Origin of the sequence: Flavobacterium sp. MAHUQ-57 (assembly GCF_051908335.1) — a bacterium.
In the GTDB taxonomy this organism is placed as follows: Bacteria; Bacteroidota; Bacteroidia; order Flavobacteriales; family Flavobacteriaceae; genus Flavobacterium.
Genome location: NZ_JBPZTE010000007.1, coordinates 791,634 through 809,839, shown reverse-complemented (window position 1 = coordinate 809,839; position 18,206 = coordinate 791,634). Strand labels below are relative to the sequence as shown.

The following is an 18,206-nucleotide window of genomic DNA, read 5'->3' as shown; positions in this document are numbered from 1 at the left end:
TCACAGCTTTTTACAGTTGTGGTTTTTTTATTAACAACCAAATTGTGTTAAAAGTTTTGGAATTAGATTTGTGATGGGATGTGCACGGGTTGTAAACCTGTGCTATCAGAACTTTTCAACAAATGACTGAAAAGAAAAAATAAGATATATGAAAAAAAACATAGTAATATTATTTCTAATGTTCACTCTGATTTCTTTTAAATCAGCAAAATCATTATTTGCATCAGATAATGTATTTGAAAATTATGCAAAAGAAATAATTGGTAAGATTTTAAAAAATGACAAGATTACCAAACGCGGTCATAAAGAAGATAAATTCCATTTTAAGTTTAAGAAATTAAGTGAAAACTACTACATAGTTGATGTGGTCTTGGATGAATATAAGCCAAAGCAATACAGCAAAAAAATAAGACATTTAAATTTTGATGCTTATTTGTATTCTGGGAATAATAATGCTAATCTCGATAAATCAGTTTTTTTTATTCCAGATTCGATTTATTGGCAATTTTTGATTTATGTTGAAGGTGACAAAATAACTATTTTAAAAAAAATGATCTTATATGATTGAAATGCCTTGTCAATAATCATTAAAGTTTATAATAATTGTAAATAGTACAAACCACAACCGTAAGAAGTTGTGGTTTTTTTATGCCTTTGACTAAAATGCATTTAGTCATTCTTTTAATTTAATTGGCGATTGTGTTATTGGGGTTTTATTTTGTGGCAATTTCGTTTTTGAAAATGGATTTGCTACAAAATTTTCCGCAGTTGTACAATCGAACAATCGAACAATCGAACAATCGAACAATCGAACAATCTGAAAATCTAATAGTCTAAAGATCTAAGAAGTCTAAGAAGTCAGCAATCAAACCGCCTTAATCACATACGTTACGATGCCCCAAATGCTAATTTGGTTTTCTGCTGTAAGCTTTATAGGTTGGTAGTCTTTGTTTTCGGGAAGTAGATACAGACAGTCTTTTTCGAGTTTGATGCGTTTGACGGTAAATTCTCCATCTACCAGGCACACCGCAATTTTATTGTCTTTGGGTTCAATGCTTCTATCTACTACCAAAATGTCTTTGTCGTTAATCCCCGCATCAATCATCGAGTTTCCATTGACTTTGATGTAAAAAGTGGCCAATTGGTTTTTGGATAACTCTTTGTTTAAGTCGATATTACTTTCGCTAAAATCGGCCGCAGGCGAAGGAAATCCTGCCGAAACTCCGCCCGATTCATAAGGAACCTGCTGGTTGCTGTCGAAATCAGGAGTAAAAAAAGTCAGTTTGTTGGAATTGTTTATTGGCATTGGATTTCAAGAATTTCTTTAAAATTGGTGGTGTAACGTTGGGACAAATGGTTTTGATTCATATCCCATGTCTTTTCAAGGTTCTGATTGCCTAATTTGATTTTACGCCCGCCAATTTTCGCATTGAGATGGTCGATGGTTTCCATCAATTGTAAATGTTTCGGATTTTCATCTTCAAACATATGGAATTGTTTGCTGTCTTCGGGTATTAGACTGGTTACTATTACGCCCGCTTTTTTGAAAGGGATGCTTTTGTTTCCACCGAGCATTTGTTGTAACAAGGCAATAGCTGCGTTGGCAATTGTTAATGTCGAATTCGTTGCAAATGGTAAGGTTACCGCTTGGTTAAAATAATACTTGTCCGAAGGATATTTATGTTTGTCAATCACTAACATGACAATGATGGTGTGGCAACAGGATTTCTGTTTGCGTAATTTTTCGGCACAGACTGTTGCAAAGGTCGATACACGCTCTTTGAGTAAATCAAAATCGGCAATTTGTTTTGGAAAACTTCGAGTAACCGCAATGCTTTTTTTCTGTTCCGAAACGGGTTCTAATGGTAAAACCGACTTGCCTTCGAGTTCTTGTTTCAAGCGAAGCCCAATAACACCCATTTCTTTTCGAATCCAGCCTTCGTGTTCGGGTAATGTGAAATCATAAGCGGTTTTGATATTGCGAAGCTGTGCTTTCTTTGTCGTGCGATATCCGATTCCCCAAACGTCTTCAATTTTAGTCCATTTTAATGCTTTGATGCGACTTTCTTCTGTATTGATGATATAGGAGCCTTTGGTTCGTTCCGGGAATTTGCGCGCAATTTTATTGGCCACTTTGGATAATGCTTTGGTTTCTGCAAAGCCAATCGAAACAGGTATGCCCAACCATTGCTGAATTCTTGATTTTATCTGTAATCCGTAAGTGAGATAATCAACAATGTTCATGCCTTCAAAGTTCATAAACGCTTCGTCAATACTGTAAATTTCTATATTGGGCGTGAATTGCCCTAAAATTTGCATAACTCGGCTACTTAAATCGCCATAGAGCGGGTAGTTGGATGAGAAAACAGTGATGTTTTTCTCTTTTAGCAGTTCGCGGACTTTAAATTCGGGTGCTCCCATAGGAATACCTAGTGCTTTGGCTTCATCGCTTCGGGAAATGATACATCCGTCGTTGTTGGATAAAACCACAATGGGTTTGCCCATTAATTTGGGTTGAAAAACACGTTCACAAGACGCGTAAAAATTATTGCAATCCACTAAAGCATACATGTTGTAAAATTAATCAATATGCCGTGTCGGAAGATGTATACAGTCGTTAAAATTTTGGCTTATCTGTAATTTTCCAGTTTTTCAGGACCTTCTAAGTATTCCTTTTTGATTTGTAAAGTGCCGTCTTCTTTGGTGTCAATGAACCATTTGATTAACGCAATATTATTGTTTTCGATTTCAATGCCGGTTATGCTTCGGGGATGCACGCAACTTCCGTCGTTAAAATAATGCAGGGCGTTGTCTTCCGGTTTTGGGAATCGAGGGCGGTGGGTATGGCCGGTTAGGGTAATTTTGTTATGATTGTTGGCGATCCATTTTTTGATACGGCGTTCCACTTTAATGAGTTCGACATAGTTTTTTGCAGGACTTGTAGGATCTTTGATTCCCCAAACTTGTAAAGGTTTCCATAAAACGCGAACCAGAAATCGATTGATTTTCCATCCAACATAATTCATAAAATCGGCCTGATGTCCATGAGTTAAAAATAATTCCTGTTGGGTTTCGGAATGTTGTAGGACAATGGCTTCTTCGTATTTGATATTGGGGAAAAGTGGTAGTTTCTTTCCTGTTTTCGGTTCAAAATAGTCGAACAAATTGCGTTTTACTACGTTAGGATTTCGGAACACAAAATCATGATTTCCAAAAATCATGTGCAAACGGTTTTCATTAAAAAAACGTTGTAAGAGTAGGTACACATTTTTGTTGGCCTCAAAGATGTCTTTGAAAAATAAATTTTCCCACAATTCATCACCATCACCTAATTCGATATACGTAAAATGATGATTGTAATAATGTGTTAGTGCGTGATAGTAGATGTTGCGATTGTTGGCAAAATCATCGGCAAAACTCGCATCACCACGGTGACAGTCACTAAACAGAATAAACTTCGAGTCGCTATTGAACGAAATGCGTTTGGCATTTTTATAGGCTCGATCTAATCTGTCTTGCGATGAAAGCATAGGAGAAATTTATGCTAAAGATACCTCTTTTTTATTAATGGATTCTTCGATAGCATTCCATAAGCCGATTCTTTTTTCAAGCGCGGCAATAGAAACTTCTTCCACTTCGTTCCATTTTTGAGCATCGTTACCGCATAATTCGGTAATCATCTGCATGGCCATCGGTCCGTGTTCATCAGCGTCCAATTCGATGTGTCTTTCGAAATAGTAAATCAGTTTGGACAAATCGGTTTCAGGGAAGTTGGTTCTGAAGTTGCGCAAGATTTCGGTGAACATATTTGGAATTAGATCTTCTCTTCCGAAGGTAAAAGCGGCTGCAATTTTATGCGATTTCCCTTCTTCAATCACTCGGAACGTAAAATCCAGAAAAGCTTTTACATTAGGATGTAGGTTGCTATTCCTGATGGAAATAAATATATTTTTAGTTTCCAGAACATGTTCCAAAAACGCTTCGATTTCATAGGTTGGCGCGCCACAATCCTTCATTGCTTCAAGATACATTTCGAAATGGCTTTGTCTTTTGCCGTCTATAGTCAAATCCGATTCTTCTGCTAATACTATTTCGTTGATTAAATAACGTGTTTCGGTGTTTTCGGTTGCAAACCATGGAGTAGTCGTGCAGGTTAGCTTTTGCTGTAAAGCTTTTAAAAGTGACATGAAATCCCAAACGGCATAAACATGGCTTTCCAAGAAGAAATGCAAGTCTTCTATGGATTTTATTTTTGAGTACAACGAATGGTGCAACAATTGTTGTTTTTGTTGTTCAATGGATTGATTTACAGCGGCTATATTCATGGGACAAATTTTAAATGATATACGAAAAACAGTAGGTATTGGTTTTTGTTTTTCTCGCTACAAAAATAAAAAAGCTTCCTGTAATAGCGAAGCTTTTCATATTGATTTTGTTTATGTTGTTATAAATTGCGGTATTTCGGCTGTATTAGGATACTATTTTATTCGAAATTGTTAGTCAACATTTGTACGGTAGCTTTATGTTGTGTCGATTTGCGCAGAACTAAGAAATTAGAAAATTTATGGAGTTTGTTCTTCTAGTGTTTTTTTATGCACAGGCCTAAAACAAAAAAAGAGCCTTAAAAAGGCTCTTTATGTATTGGTTTTGAAACTATTATTTGAAAGCAGAGAAACCAGTTACATCCATACCTGTAATTAATAAGTGGATGTCGTGAGTTCCTTCGTAAGTAATAACAGATTCTAAGTTCATCATATGTCTCATGATTGAATATTCACCTGTGATACCCATTCCGCCTAACATTTGGCGTGCCTCGCGAGCGATTTCAACAGCCATGTTAACGTTGTTTCTTTTAGCCATCGAGATTTGTGCAGAAGTTGCTCTTCCTTCGTTTCTCAATACACCCAATCTCCAAGTTAATAATTGTGCTTTGGTGATTTCAGTGATCATTTCGGCTAATTTTTTTTGTTGTAATTGAGTAGCACCAATTGGTTTGTCAAATTGAATTCTTTCTTTTGAATAACGTAAAGCCGTATCGTAACAGTCCATAGCGGCACCAATAGCACCCCAAGCAATACCGTAACGAGCTGAGTCTAAACATCCAAGAGGAGCGCCTAAACCAGATTTGTTAGGTAATAAGTTTTCTTTCGGAACTTTTACGTTGTCAAAAATTAATTCTCCAGTAGCAGAAGCACGTAAAGACCATTTGTTGTGTGTTTCAGGAGTTGTGAAACCTTCCATTCCACGCTCTACAATTAAACCATGGATTCTTCCTTCTTCATTTTTAGCCCAAACTACAGCAATGTCAGCAAAAGGAGCATTAGAAATCCACATCTTAGCACCATTCAATAGATAGTGGTCGCCCATATCTTTGAAGTTAGTTACCATTCCACCTGGATTAGAACCGTGATCTGGTTCTGTTAAACCAAAACAACCGATGAATTCACCTGAAGCTAATTTTGGTAAATATTTCATGCGTTGTTCCTCATTTCCATATTTCCAGATTGGATACATCACCAATGAAGATTGAACAGAAGATGTAGAACGAACACCAGAGTCACCACGCTCGATTTCCTGCATGATTAATCCGTACGAAATTTGATCCAAACCTGCACCGCCATATTCTACCGGGATGTAAGGTCCGAAACCACCAATTTCTGCTAATCCTTTGATCAATTGTTTTGGGAATTCAGCTTTTTGAGCATATTCCTCAATGATAGGAGAAACATCACGTTTCACCCATGCACGTGCTGCATCACGTACTAATTTATGTTCATCTGTTAATAAATCGTCTAACAGGTAATAATCCGGAGATTGAAATAAATCTGGTTTCATCTGTGTTTTTTTTATAGTTTTTAATTAGTCAGATGTAATTCGCATAATTCACATTATACTCATTTCACAATTAAATTATTGCAAGCCATGCAATATATTCATTCAGGGCACAAAAGTAAGTAAAGATTTTTAACAAATCAATTACGGATTGTTATAATTTTTAAAGCGATTATTTTTCTAAGTTTTCATTAATGACTTTGTTTATAACTTCATTAAGTTTATTTTTGGGGAAATTAATTTTTAAATGAAGTTTAATTTCTGGCTTTTTACGCTTTTTTTATCGTCAGTTCTGCTTGCACAAAAAAAAGATTTTTTGTCAGATGCCGAATTTACAGAGCTTCAGCATAGAGCCAGGTTGAATATCAACTCCAATATAGATAGTTCATTTTATTTTGCAAAAAAAATTGAATTGTCAGAAAAAACTTCCCATAAAACCTTTGCTTACGGGATCAAATCGTACCTTTTTCAATTGAAAGGGGACACTGTAGAATCAAAAAAAACATTAAAAAAAGCATTTCAGTTGCTGAATCAGTTGCCCCATTCAAAATCAAAAATTCAGTTGCATTCGTACCTATTAAATTATGCCGGACTCATTGAATGGAAGAAAAATAATCTGGGTAAAGCGTTAAAATATTATTCCGAAGGGAAAGCGCTTTCGAATCAAATCAATGATATCGAACAAATTGTTAAGTTCAATAATAATATTTCGCTAATTTATTCTGATGTAAAAGAATTCGATTCGGCAATTAAAACGTCCAAAGAAACCTATCTTCTTCTGCGAAAATATGGATACTTGTTTGATAAAGATCAATTTTATCTGAATAAGAGTAATACGAGTTTTAATATTGCCAACCATTATTTCAATTTGTACAATCGAAAAGTACAGCGACGAATTTATTTGGATTCTGCGGAGTTTTACTTCAAGGAAGCGGTTAGTTTTTCAGATGATTTGTTTTTGAATAAACTGAACTCGGAGTTGAGTTTGGCTGGGATATACCAAATCAAAGGTTTGGATTTGAAAGCCGAAAAAATGTACCATGAATTACTGCAGTTGACAGCTAATCATCCTAAAGAACGCTATATCATTTATTATAATCTTGGTTATTTATATTATAAAACCAAAAGAGAGGAAAAAGCGTTGGTTTGTTTTAAAAAGGTAGATTCGTTATACGCAGTTCACCCAGTACGTTCGAGTGAATTTATCAATTCGAAATATTGGCAAGCTAAAATATTCAATTCAAACGGGAAATCGGAACAGGCATACAAATGTTCGACCGTTTATTTGGATACTTTGAGCAAGTATGAAGCGCAACTTAATTCGGAAATGTTGGAAGTGAAATCCAAAATTGGATTTGAAAGCTTTAAGAAGGAAATGAACAGAATCAAGGTAGAAAATTACCAATCGTTCATTATTAGTAGGGGCGCATTTGGTTTGGCTTTGTTGATCTTCATTTCGATATTGTCTTGGCTGGTCGTGAATATCAGGCAAAAGAAAAGCGCTGAAGAGAAAATCAAAAAACTGATTGATGAATTTAGTCAGGAAAAGAATGATCGAATGGATATGATTGAAATTCCATCGGATAAGTTTGTTCTCAATATTGATGAAGAAAAAGAACTTAAGATATTACATGATTTAAGAAAATTGGAGGAAAAACAGTTCTTTTTAAGTAAAGATTTTACGCTACCTAATGTAGCAAAGAAAATAAAAACCAATACGACGTATTTGTCGTACATTGTGAATAAACGATTTGGAAAAACGTTCAGTGATTATTCGAATGAACTTAAGATTAATTATGTCATCAGTGAAATGATTAATAATTCACTCTATCGAAAATACTCTACTCAGGCAATTGCCGAAAGCGTTGGCTTTAAGAGCGCTATATCGTTTACAAAATCTTTTAGCAAAAGAACGGGTGTAACTCCAACTCAGTTTGCTAAAAGATTTAATGATTGATTTTTTATGGTACAATAGCAACAATAGGTTCGGTTGTTCCAACGACAACTGGAGGAGGGGTAATAATGATCATTTTTCCAGAACCATTGGTTGTGCCTGAAGTCGTTGCACCTTTAATCGGATCTGTTTCATCATCCGGACCTGGAGGTGTAGTATCTCCACCGGAAATCTTTGCTAATTGATTTTTTGTTAATTCATGTTGTCTGAAATTGTTCAATTTTGAGCTTAAATTTTTCATCGTTTTATCGTTTTGAACAAACTTAGCTCATTATCGAAACCGTATCCCAGATGTGGGCTCTTCGTATCCTGTGGTTGAATTTGATTTAAAATAAACTTCTTATAATCAGATAATTACAACTTTTTTTTCGAATTAATAATGTATAAATTGTTAATGTATAATTTACAAATTATCTAGTTTTTGTTTTTTTTTTACCCTCATATAGTAGAATATTTGTAGGACTCTCTTTAAAAAACAAATTGAAAATTAAGTACCTCATTTATGAATTTAGTTAAGAAACTTTTGATTCAAAACAAATACTCAAATTCGATTGAAGAATTTGAGGATTTATTTTCATCCCATCCTAATTATCCAAGTTTATTTGCTATTACTGATTCGTTGAATCATTTGGGGATTGACAATGTAGCCATAAAAATACCAAAAGAACAATTTGTGGAATTACCATATATTTTTCTAACACTTTACGATAATGAATTGGTATTGTTGCTTAAATATGAAGAATATGTTACAGTAGAAAATGAAAAGGGGAAAAAGCAAAAATTATCGTTCAATGAATTTCTTTCAGGATGGAGTCAAATTATAGTAGCGGTAGAACCCAATGTTGAAGAAAATAAGCACAATGCTAAAAATTATAAATGGATCACATATGTAGTACCTTTTTTATTAATGTGTTCGGCTTCTGTGTTTTTAAACGAGTATTCCGTTGCTGCCATTTTATCATTGACCGTATCGATTGTTGGAATGGTGTTAGGCATACTGATTATGCAGGAAAAATTAGGTATTAAGACCGAATTGGTGTCGAAATTCTGTAACCTAACCCCAGTTGCTTCTTGTGATTCAGTAATTAAATCCGATAATGGAAATATCACCAGGTGGTTAAGTTTTGCGGATTTACCAATATTGTTTTTCAGTACCAATCTATTGGCGCTTTTAATGAATCCGATTCAATCGGCTTGGATTGTATCCGGACTAAGTTTGGTGTCAATTCCTTTCCTAATTTATGCAATATGGATTCAGCAAGTAAAGATAAAAAAATGGTGTGTTTTATGTTTAGCGGTGTCTGCTGTAATCCTTTTACAAGGGTGTGTTTTCTTCGCTTCCAATTCTGATTTAATGGTAAATGATTTAGTGAAAGGAATTACTTTCTATTTGTTTTCTTTTGTTTTTATGTTTTCTGGATGGTTGTTGTTAAAGCCTATTTTGGAAAAAGGGAATAAAGCTACGAGAGAGGTACATGAATTGAAAAGATTTAAAAGAAATTTTAAGGTTTTTCAATCGCTAACAAAAGAAGTAACCTCGGAAATCGGATTGCACAAATTAAAAGGAATCGAGTTTGGCGAGCCGAATTTCAGCACAAACATTACTCTTTTTGTAAGTCCAAGCTGTGGTCATTGTCATAAGGCTTTTAAAGATGCCTATGAACTCTATGAATTGCATCCAGAAGATGTTTACCTGAATGTTCTCTTCAATATTAATCCTGAAAACGAAGAAAATCCGTACAAGACAATTGTGGAAAGCTTGTTGATTCGAAATACAATCGATACGCAGGAAGCTCAGGAAGCACTCATAGATTGGCATATCAACAATCTGGATATCGAATTATGGAAACAGAAATGGGGTGCTAACAATAATGATATGTTGGTCAATAATGATTTGCTAAACCAATACCAGTGGTGTACTATGAATAATTTTAACTATACACCAATTAAGATTGTCAATTCAAAACTTTTTCCTAATGAATATGAAATTTCAGATTTGAAATATTTTATGAATGATTTTGAGGATGAATTCCAATCGCATTATGAAAAATTAGCACAAAGTAGTGTATAAAAAATAGGTTCTCGGCCAGGAACCAACAGACAGAAATCCCAAATGTCTCTAAATGATTGGGAATAAGCAAACTAAAAACTAATAATTATGTTAAAAAGCATTTTAGACCTTAAGGGTGTACAGCAACTAACTGTAAATGAGCAAAAATTTATCACGGGTTCAAAAGAATTGCAAATTGCTGATGCAAGCTTCCCGTGTTATTGCAACGGAGTGTATAAACAAGATTGTGGGACAGTTCAGTGTTGTATTTCTGCTTGCGGGCTTTAACATCTTAAATCATGTTAAAACACATTTCTAATTTATCCAATGCTCAAGAATTGAGTAAAAAGGAGTTGCAAAGCATTAACGGAGGTTACGCTTGTATTGATGGCTGGAAATGTCCGGTAGGAACTTATTGTGATGACAACGGACTTTGCAGAAGAAATTAATCCATTTTAATTACTAATCATTAAAACCATTAAATTATGTTAAAAAACATTTTAAACTTAGAAGGTGTTAAAAAATTATCATCAAATGAGCAAAAATCTATTAGCGGTGGACTAAAGGATTGTATCGATCCAATGACAGGTTTATGTAAATACTACAGCTTAGCTTGTGCTAATCCATGTCGTATCCAATTAGAGCCATAATAAAAATGAATTATAGTAATCCCTGATCATATTCGGGGATTTTTTTTTAACCAAAAAACAATAAAAATCATGTTAAAAAACATTTTAAACTTAGAAGGAGTTGCTAAATTAACAGCTAATGAGCAAAAGTCAATTAAAGGTGGATGGATTCCCGATTTAAGCCAAATATGTGGTTATTATGTGTTCAATTCAACACAATCACAATGTATGTCGCTTTCTGCAATTCATCAGCCTGTATGGAATCCAACAACACGTAAATGTTCTGCTTTAGGAACAGGTACGAATTGTAATGATTAATCAAGAGATTATGTTAAAGAATATCGTAAACTTAATAGGAGTTCAGGAATTGTCTGCCTCAGAACAAAAAGCAATCATCGGTGGAATTCCGGCAGGCTGCAGGTACCAAACATGGCCTGGAACCAGTTTGGCAAATTGTATGGCAACCAAATCGGAAGGCTATAATTATACCTACAGCAACGGTACTTGTAAAGCGTACTTTTGTGGTCCGATTATTCCTCCGCCTCCTTATTAAAATTTCAAAAAGGGTAAAATTAGCGGCAACTTAGTAATGGGATTGCTTTATTATTTTTAGAAAAAGAGGGGAGATTTCCTCTCTTTTTTTTAAAACTTATAGCAGTTGGAATAACGATTTTAAACATAATAAATAACCTGTTTTTCATTTTACTTGACTTTATGCATTTAAAGATTATTTTTGTTAAAAATATCCCCCAAAAATGCGACAGTCAATTTTTTGTGCCTTTCTTTTGATTACTTCGTTAGTGTTTTCTCAGAACAGGAAAATGCTGACTGATAAACAATTTCTAGAATTACAGGATAAAACTAAACGATTTATAAATTCAAATGTAGATAGCGCTTTTGTTTTTGCCAATCGGATTGAACAATCTCAAAATGCAACTCATAAAGTCTTTGCACTTGCAGCAAAATCCTATTTGTATCAGTTAAAAAGAGATAGTATACAGTCGAAAAAGTATTATGCGGAAGCTAATAATTTACTGATCCAAATTCCAAATGGGCAGGAGAGACTTAAAAGTCAAGCGTTTCTACTTAATTGTGGTGGACTTTCCGAATGGAAAAGGTTAAATTTTGGTAAAGCATTAAGCCTTTTTTTAGAAGGTAAAAAAATTTCGAAGAAAGCAGGTGACTTAATACAGGTAGTTAAATTCAATAATAATATTGCTTTGATCAACTCAGAAGTGGGTAATTTTAAGTTGGCTATTAAAGCCTCAAGGGAAATGGATGCCTTTACAGACGAAATTGAGTACCTATATGCTCATGATCAATTTATAAGAAGTAAAAGCAATATCAATTTAAATTTAGGTACTTTTTATGAAAAATATTATGCCAATAATAAATCCCAAAAAAAGTTATTGGATTCAGCAGAATATTACTATAAAAAAACCTTGAATTATTCGAATAACCTTTTGGTGACGAAGATTAATGCCAAACTTAATCTGGGTAATGTTTATTTTCTAAAGCGTGATATGCCTAGAGCTAAAAAAAACTATGAGGAAGTTTTGTTTTTAACGAAAGAGGATGGGAATTTGGTCGAGGAATATTATACCACTTTATACAACTTGGGTAATTTATGCTTTACCCAAAACAAGTATGATGAATCTTTGGTCTATTTCTTGAAAATGGATTCTATTTACAAATTGAATAAAATAGAAAAAGAACAATCTATTAATTCAAATTATTACCTGGCTAAAATTTATAACAGTTATGGAAACGCCTCAAAAGCGAGAGCCTACTCTAAAGCTTATATAGAAAGTTACGAGAACAACGAACTTAAATTAAATGATGAAACTTCTGAAGTGAATGTAAAACTTAATCATGAAGAAGTAAAAAAGGAGATGTTTGCAATTCAAAAAAAGTACAAAAACGATCTTATGTTGAGGTATTTTTTTACCGGACTTTTGATTGTTTTGATAGCAATGTTCTTTTATTTTAAAAGCAAAAGAGATAGAAAGAAAGTCAATGCAAAAGTCAATGCAATTATCGAAAAATACAAATTGGATCAGCTAAGTATAAATTCTACAGAAGTAAAAGACACGTTTGAAGAATTAACCGATAGTCAAGAAAAGAAAGAAGGGGTATCTATTAATCTTGATGAAGAAAAAGAAAATGAGATCCTGGGAAAATTAATCGTTTTGGAGAAAAAACTATATTATTTGAAACCGGATTTTACTCAGCAAAGTGTAGCTAAAAAAATAAAAACCAATACGACCTATTTATCTTATGTGGTCAATAAGAAATTTGGTAAATCATTTAGTGAATACTCCAATGAGCTAAAAATTAATTATGCCATTAATGAAATGATTTCGAATCCTGTCTACAGGAAATATTCCACACAGGCTATTGCTGAGAGTGTCGGATTCAAGAACGCAGTTTCTTTTACGAGATCCTTTAATAAAAGAACAGGGGTAACCCCTGCTCAGTTTATTAAAAGATTAGAATCTAATTTGGTTTAAGGTTCAAAAACTAAAATTTTAATTTCTGTAACACCTGGTTTAATATCTCCGTTATTAGTTCCTGTTGTTGGGTTAACAGGATTACCGTCTTCATCTATTAGTGGAGGTGGTGGGGAAAAATCTCCTCCAATTACTTTTAGTTTTTTTTCTTTTGGTAATTCACTTCCCGCGAATTCATCAAGATTTAACTTTTGGTTTCTCATAATTTTTAAATAGTTTTAATTGATTCTTCAAATGTAAATTGAAATCGAATGCAATCGGCACGATAACGGTTTTCAAAACGCAATTATTTGTAATACATTGATTATTAAATAATTGCATTGCTATTTCTTAGCGATAATTTGTAAATTGTAAGTGCCATAATTTACAAATTGTAAGAGACATCATTTTTTTTATTCTAAAAAGCGCTAAATATTTGCCAGACTTTCAACGAAAATAAAATTGAAAGACTAACAAATAAAGGTATGCGTTTAGTAAAAAAACTTTTAATTCAAAGCAGGTATTCAAATGCTGTTGAAAATTTTGAAGACTTATTTTCTTCACATCCTAATTATCCTAGTTTATATGCGATAACCGATTCTTTAACTATTTTAGGAATTGATAACCTTGCCATCAAAATACCTAAGGAACAGTTTGTAGGGTTGCCTGAAGTTTTCCTGACATTATACAAAAGAGAACTTATTCTATTGTTTAAAGAGAATGAGTCGGTTGTTATGGAGGATGAAAAAGGTAAAAAAACTATAATGTCAATTGACGAGTTTCTTTTGGATTGGGATCAAATCATTATTGCTGTCGAACCTAATGTAGAGAGACAGTTGTCCAATAATCATCGCAACTATAAATGGCTTTCCTATAGCCTACCTGTGCTGATGTTGATTGCAATTTCCATGTTTTTGAACGGATTTGGTGTCAATTCGGTTTTTTTAATGATTACATCGCTTTTAGGACTAGTGTTGAGTGTATTTATTCTGCAGGAAAAGCTAGGTATTAAAACCGAAATGGTGTCGAAATTCTGTAACATGAAACCGGAAGCATCGTGTGATTCTGTAATTAAGTCGGATCAGAGCCAAATTACCAAATGGCTTGGTTTTACCGATTTACCTCTTTTGTTTTTTGGAATAAACTTTTTTGCATTATTGATTCAACCCAATGCATCTGCTGTAATCATATCCGTTTTAAGTACGGTTACAATTCCATTTTTGGTGTATTCAGTCTGGATACAGAAGACGAAAATCAAAAAGTGGTGCTTACTTTGTTTGGCAGTTTCAGGTGTTGTTTTTCTTCAAGGTCTTAACCTTTTCTCACTTTCGAAAACAACATTACTAACCGAAATAATTTCTGGAATACCAACCTATTTATTTGCTACTGTTTTAATTTTTTCAAGTTGGATGCTGCTTCGACCTTTCCTAGAAAAAGAATCTAAAGTTGCACAAGAAAATAAAAAACTGAAAAGACTCAAAAGAAATTTCAAAGTCTTTCAATCATTAACAAAAGAAGTAACATCCGAAATTGATTTGCTTAAATTGGAAGGGATTCAATTCGGAAAACCCAACTTCAGTACCAATATTATTTTATTCCTGAGTCCAAGTTGTGGTCATTGTCATAAGGCTTTTGAAGATGCTTACCAATTGTATAAAAAGTATCCAGAGAGTGTTTACTTAAATATACTATTCAATGTTAACCCCGAAAATGGCCAAAATCCTTTCCGTTTTGTAGTTGAAAAACTATTGCAAATTAACGCAATGGATTCAAATAAGGGACATCAAGCTTTAATCGATTGGCACCTTAATAAAATTGGAATGGAAGCCTGGAAAGAAAAATGGAATAATGATTCACATGATATGCTGGTGAACAATGAAATTCACAATCAGTACAACTGGTGTTTGAAAAATGAATTGAATTTTACACCGGTTAAAATTATCAATTCCAGACTTTTTCCTGAGGAATACGAGATTTCAGAATTGCCATTTTTCATGAACGATTTCGAGGAAGAATTCGAATCGCTTTATACTAAAATAGCGCAATAATAGCGCAGAAATATATTCTTGGCCGAGAATGGACAGATTTCCCAACTGTCTCTAAATGATTGGGATATTAATCAATAACCAAAATTAAAATTACCATGTTAAAAAACATTTTAAACTTAGACGGAGCACAAAAATTGACAAATGCTGATCAAAAAACTATTCAAGGTGGAAGACCACCAGGTATATGTACTGATAGTAATATCGTTTGTACAGGAGTAGGTAACGCTGGATGTCCTGTAAATCAAGGATGTTATATTCAAGACCCAGATAGTACTTATGCACTTTGTAAGTGTTTACCAAGAGGCTAATCAACAACTAAAACGCTTTTTATGTTAAAGAATCTTTTAAATTTAGAAGAGGTTAAGGAATTAACCAATGCCGAACAAAAGTTGATTTCTGGAAGCGGAAGTTCTTTCGGATTGTGCTATTGTGCAAGCTTAGGATATGAGGTTGATTGTGTAAACTACGATCACATTTGTCCATTAGATAATTAATTAAAAATCAATTATGTTAAAAAACATTTTAAATCTAAAAGGAGTTCAAGAAATCACTAAAAATGAACAAAAAGACATTAGTGGTGCTAGAGTTCCTCAAATTGCATGTTATTGTAATGGTGCTTATGCAGGAACTTGTTGGTCAGTTTCTTGTTGTGTAACTACTTGTGATTTTCTAAGTACTGCACCGTTTCAACCTTAATATTACTAATTATATAAAACTGGTACCTTGTAGGGAAATATTTTACACTTAGAAGGTACACAGTTACTGAGTAAAAAATCGCTGAAATTAATCACAGGAGGACTTGAATTAACTGATTCTAATGTAATTGATGGTAAATCATGCAAGCCGATTTGTGAAATGAGATACTCATGTGCTGATGGTAAGTGTAAATTTTGCTGATAAATATAATAGTAATGTAAGCAAGTGTTTCTTGGTTAAACACTAAAAATCTTTTTAACTGCCTATTTTTTTAGGCAGTTTTCTCTATTTTTGCTCAAAACAAACTAAAAAATTGAAAAAATTTCCTACATATAGACAAGCAGATTCCAAAGATTGTGGGCCTACCTGTTTAAAAATAGTTTCGAAGTATTACGGAAAAACCTTAAACATACAACAATTACGTGAATTAAGTGAAACCACAAGAGAAGGCAGTAATCTACTTTTTCTAAGCGATGCTGCCGAGAAAATTGGTTTTAGAACATTAGGTGTCAAATTAAATGTCGAAAGTCTTGAAGACGCTCCATTACCATGTATTTTACATTGGAATAAAGAGCACTATGTTGTACTGTATGAAATTAAAAAAGGCAAATATTATATTTCTGATCCAGGTTTTGGACTGATAACATACAATCAGGAAGATTTCCTGAAGTTCTGGATAGGAAACAACGCAGACCAAAAAACTACAGAAGGTATCGCTTTGTTAATGGAGCCTACTCCAAAATTCAATCAGACCGAGTTTGAAAAAGAAGAGAAAAAAAGTATTGGTTTTGGAATTTTATACCAATACTTAATACGATACCGATCGTTTTTAATTCAGTTAAGTGTTGGATTGTTAGCGGGAAGTTTACTTCAATTAATATTTCCGTTTTTAACACAGAGTATCGTCGATGTGGGGATACAAAACCAAAACATCGGATTCATCTATCTTATTCTTTTTGCACAATTATTCCTGTTTGCAGGAAGAACTGGTTTGGAATTGATTCGTAGTTGGATTTTACTACATCTATCTACTCGTATCAACATTTCCTTGATATCGGATTTCTTTATTAAACTGATGAACCTTCCTATTTCTTTTTTTGACGTACGAATGACTGGTGATATCATGCAACGTATCAACGACCACAGACGCATCGAAAGAATTTTGACCACTTCTTCCTTAAATGTTGTTTTCTCTGTAATCAACATGTTTATAATGGGAGGCGTTTTGGCTTATTATAATCTACAGATATTTTTTGTGTTTTTTGGAGGTAGTGTATTGTATTTCGGATGGATTACACTGTTTTTGAAACGAAGAGAAGAACTGGATTATAAGCGTTTTTCTGAAATCAGTCAGGAGCAAAGTAAAGTGATGGAATTGATTAACGGTATGCAGGAAATCAAATTGCATAACGCCGAAAAACAAAAGCGTTGGAGCTGGGAATATGTACAGGCAAGATTGTTCAGAGTTTCGATGAAAGGATTGGTTTTGGAACAATCGCAATCTATCGGATCTTCAGTTATTAATGAACTTAAAAACATTTTTATTGTCTTTATTTCGGCCAAGTTGGTTATTGATGGAGAAATTACGTTAGGTATGATGATGGCAATCAGTTCTATTGTAGGGAGCTTAGATGGTCCAATTGCTCAATTGATCGGTTTTGTGAGAGAAATGCAGGATGCCAAAATTTCACTTTCTCGCCTTTCTGAGATTCATGATAAAGAGGATGAGGTGCAACAAGAAGAATTTCAAATGCATGAAGTACCTAAGGATGAAGATATTCATATTAAAGACGTGTCGTACCGCTATTTAGGATCAGATGTCCCGGTATTGGATGGTGTCAATTTAACAATACCTGCCAAAAAAGTAACGGCAATTGTAGGTGTTAGCGGAAGTGGTAAAACTACGTTGATGAAATTGCTGTTGAAGTTTTATGAGCCTGAAAAAGGGGATGTTACCGTTGGAAATTCACAGCTTAAAAATATTTCTCAAAAAGCTTGGCGCGATAATGTTGGAGCTGTAATGCAAGAAGGCTTTATTTTTAACGATACTATTGCGAATAATATAGCGGTTGGAGTCGATGTAGTCGATAAACAGCGTTTGGCTTATGCTGCAGATGTAGCTAACATTAAAGACTATATTTTTAGTTTGCCGTTGGGGTATAATACAAAAATTGGTCAAGAAGGTGTCGGAATGAGTACCGGACAAAAACAACGTTTGTTAATTGCTAGGGCGGTTTATAAAAATCCAGAAATGTTGTTTTTTGATGAGGCAACTTCCGCATTGGATGCCAATAACGAAAAAGCAATCATGCACAAACTAGATCAGTTTTTCAAAGATAAGACAGTGGTAGTAATTGCACACCGATTAAGTACTGTAATGAATGCTGACCAAATTGTGGTTTTAGATAAAGGTAAAATCATCGAAATTGGAAGTCATTCGGCTTTGGTAGAACAAAAAGGAAATTATTTTGAATTGGTTAAAAATCAATTGCAATTAGGAAACTAAAC

The 18,206-nt window shown here is 33.7% G+C and carries 20 protein-coding genes; 13 read left to right on the top strand and 7 right to left on the bottom strand.

Annotation, left to right across the window (positions count from 1 at the left end; translation table 11 throughout):
- The first annotated feature begins 148 nt into the window (after positions 1 to 148).
- Complete coding sequence (locus tag ACS8MM_RS11735) at positions 149 to 568, top strand: hypothetical protein (RefSeq protein WP_379717102.1); 420 nt, start codon at positions 149 to 151, stop codon at positions 566 to 568.
- Between the two features lie 297 nt (positions 569 to 865).
- Here the strand turns inward: ACS8MM_RS11735 and ACS8MM_RS11730 are convergent, their stop codons facing one another.
- The 5 genes from ACS8MM_RS11730 to ACS8MM_RS11710 all read right to left on the bottom strand — a co-directional run bounded on the left by ACS8MM_RS11730 (position 866) and on the right by ACS8MM_RS11710 (position 5,835).
- Complete coding sequence (locus ACS8MM_RS11730; protein ID WP_379717099.1) at positions 866 to 1,306, bottom strand: LexA family protein; 441 nt, start codon at positions 1,304 to 1,306, stop codon at positions 866 to 868.
- Positions 1,297 to 2,571 carry a Y-family DNA polymerase gene (locus ACS8MM_RS11725; protein ID WP_379717096.1) on the bottom strand — a complete coding sequence of 425 codons (1,275 nt, stop codon included), beginning with the start codon at positions 2,569 to 2,571 and terminating at the stop codon, positions 1,297 to 1,299. Before ACS8MM_RS11725 ends, ACS8MM_RS11730 begins: the two co-directional genes overlap by 10 nt.
- A 59-nt stretch (positions 2,572 to 2,630) precedes the next feature.
- Complete coding sequence (locus ACS8MM_RS11720) at positions 2,631 to 3,530, bottom strand: metallophosphoesterase (RefSeq protein ID WP_379717093.1); 900 nt, start codon at positions 3,528 to 3,530, stop codon at positions 2,631 to 2,633.
- A gap of 9 nt (positions 3,531 to 3,539) precedes the next feature.
- Positions 3,540 to 4,325: a DUF3050 domain-containing protein gene (locus ACS8MM_RS11715; protein ID WP_379717090.1), complete on the bottom strand. Its 786-nt coding sequence runs from the start codon at positions 4,323 to 4,325 to the stop codon at positions 3,540 to 3,542.
- Positions 4,326 to 4,656: 331 nt separating this feature from the next.
- Positions 4,657 to 5,835: an acyl-CoA dehydrogenase family protein gene (locus tag ACS8MM_RS11710; protein WP_379717083.1), complete on the bottom strand. Its 1,179-nt coding sequence runs from the start codon at positions 5,833 to 5,835 to the stop codon at positions 4,657 to 4,659.
- 313 nt (positions 5,836 to 6,148) lie between these two features.
- Between ACS8MM_RS11710 and ACS8MM_RS11705 the strand changes: the two genes are divergently transcribed.
- Positions 6,149 to 7,789, top strand: a complete 1,641-nt coding sequence (locus ACS8MM_RS11705) for a helix-turn-helix domain-containing protein (RefSeq protein WP_379717080.1) — start codon at positions 6,149 to 6,151, stop codon at positions 7,787 to 7,789.
- A 4-nt stretch (positions 7,790 to 7,793) separates the two neighbouring features.
- Here the strand turns inward: ACS8MM_RS11705 and ACS8MM_RS11700 are convergent, their stop codons facing one another.
- Entirely contained in the window at positions 7,794 to 8,027 is a 234-nt protein-coding gene (locus ACS8MM_RS11700) for a bacteriocin (RefSeq protein ID WP_379717077.1), read from the bottom strand.
- A gap of 261 nt (positions 8,028 to 8,288) precedes the next feature.
- Here ACS8MM_RS11700 and ACS8MM_RS11695 point away from each other — a divergent pair, with 261 nt between their 5' ends.
- The 6 genes from ACS8MM_RS11695 to ACS8MM_RS11670 all read left to right on the top strand — a co-directional run bounded on the left by ACS8MM_RS11695 (position 8,289) and on the right by ACS8MM_RS11670 (position 12,975).
- A complete protein-coding gene (locus ACS8MM_RS11695) occupies positions 8,289 to 9,857 on the top strand; it encodes a vitamin K epoxide reductase family protein (protein ID WP_379717074.1) in 1,569 nt (522 codons plus the stop codon).
- Between the two features lie 278 nt (positions 9,858 to 10,135).
- Positions 10,136 to 10,285: a bacteriocin gene (locus tag ACS8MM_RS11690; protein WP_379717071.1), complete on the top strand. Its 150-nt coding sequence runs from the start codon at positions 10,136 to 10,138 to the stop codon at positions 10,283 to 10,285.
- Between the two features lie 36 nt (positions 10,286 to 10,321).
- Positions 10,322 to 10,486 carry a hypothetical protein gene (locus tag ACS8MM_RS11685; protein WP_379717068.1) on the top strand — a complete coding sequence of 55 codons (165 nt, stop codon included), beginning with the start codon at positions 10,322 to 10,324 and terminating at the stop codon, positions 10,484 to 10,486.
- 69 nt (positions 10,487 to 10,555) lie between these two features.
- Positions 10,556 to 10,783, top strand: coding sequence for a hypothetical protein (locus ACS8MM_RS11680; protein ID WP_379717065.1), 228 nt, complete (start codon positions 10,556 to 10,558; stop codon positions 10,781 to 10,783).
- Between the two features lie 10 nt (positions 10,784 to 10,793).
- On the top strand, positions 10,794 to 11,018 hold the full coding sequence (locus ACS8MM_RS11675) for a hypothetical protein (RefSeq protein WP_379717062.1): 225 nt from the start codon (positions 10,794 to 10,796) through the stop codon (positions 11,016 to 11,018).
- A 202-nt stretch (positions 11,019 to 11,220) separates the two neighbouring features.
- A complete protein-coding gene (locus ACS8MM_RS11670) occupies positions 11,221 to 12,975 on the top strand; it encodes a helix-turn-helix domain-containing protein (protein WP_379717059.1) in 1,755 nt (584 codons plus the stop codon).
- Here the strand turns inward: ACS8MM_RS11670 and ACS8MM_RS11665 are convergent.
- On the bottom strand, positions 12,972 to 13,178 hold the full coding sequence (locus tag ACS8MM_RS11665) for a hypothetical protein (protein WP_379717056.1): 207 nt from the start codon (positions 13,176 to 13,178) through the stop codon (positions 12,972 to 12,974). The genes ACS8MM_RS11670 and ACS8MM_RS11665 overlap by 4 nt on opposite strands.
- 261 nt (positions 13,179 to 13,439) lie before the next feature.
- Here ACS8MM_RS11665 and ACS8MM_RS11660 point away from each other — a divergent pair, with 261 nt between their 5' ends.
- From ACS8MM_RS11660 to ACS8MM_RS11640, 5 genes are all read left to right on the top strand, one after another.
- Entirely contained in the window at positions 13,440 to 15,002 is a 1,563-nt protein-coding gene (locus tag ACS8MM_RS11660; RefSeq protein ID WP_379717053.1) for a vitamin K epoxide reductase family protein, read from the top strand.
- Positions 15,003 to 15,097: 95 nt separating this feature from the next.
- Positions 15,098 to 15,310 (top strand): hypothetical protein, encoded by a 213-nt coding sequence (locus ACS8MM_RS11655; protein WP_379717050.1) that lies wholly within the window; start codon positions 15,098 to 15,100, stop codon positions 15,308 to 15,310.
- 21 nt (positions 15,311 to 15,331) lie between these two features.
- Positions 15,332 to 15,496: a hypothetical protein gene (locus ACS8MM_RS11650; RefSeq protein WP_379717047.1), complete on the top strand. Its 165-nt coding sequence runs from the start codon at positions 15,332 to 15,334 to the stop codon at positions 15,494 to 15,496.
- A gap of 13 nt (positions 15,497 to 15,509) precedes the next feature.
- Positions 15,510 to 15,698, top strand: a complete 189-nt coding sequence (locus ACS8MM_RS11645) for a hypothetical protein (protein ID WP_379717044.1) — start codon at positions 15,510 to 15,512, stop codon at positions 15,696 to 15,698.
- Positions 15,699 to 16,011: 313 nt separating this feature from the next.
- Positions 16,012 to 18,204, top strand: a complete 2,193-nt coding sequence (locus ACS8MM_RS11640; RefSeq protein ID WP_379717041.1) for a peptidase domain-containing ABC transporter — start codon at positions 16,012 to 16,014, stop codon at positions 18,202 to 18,204.
- Positions 18,205 to 18,206: the final 2 nt, after the last annotated feature.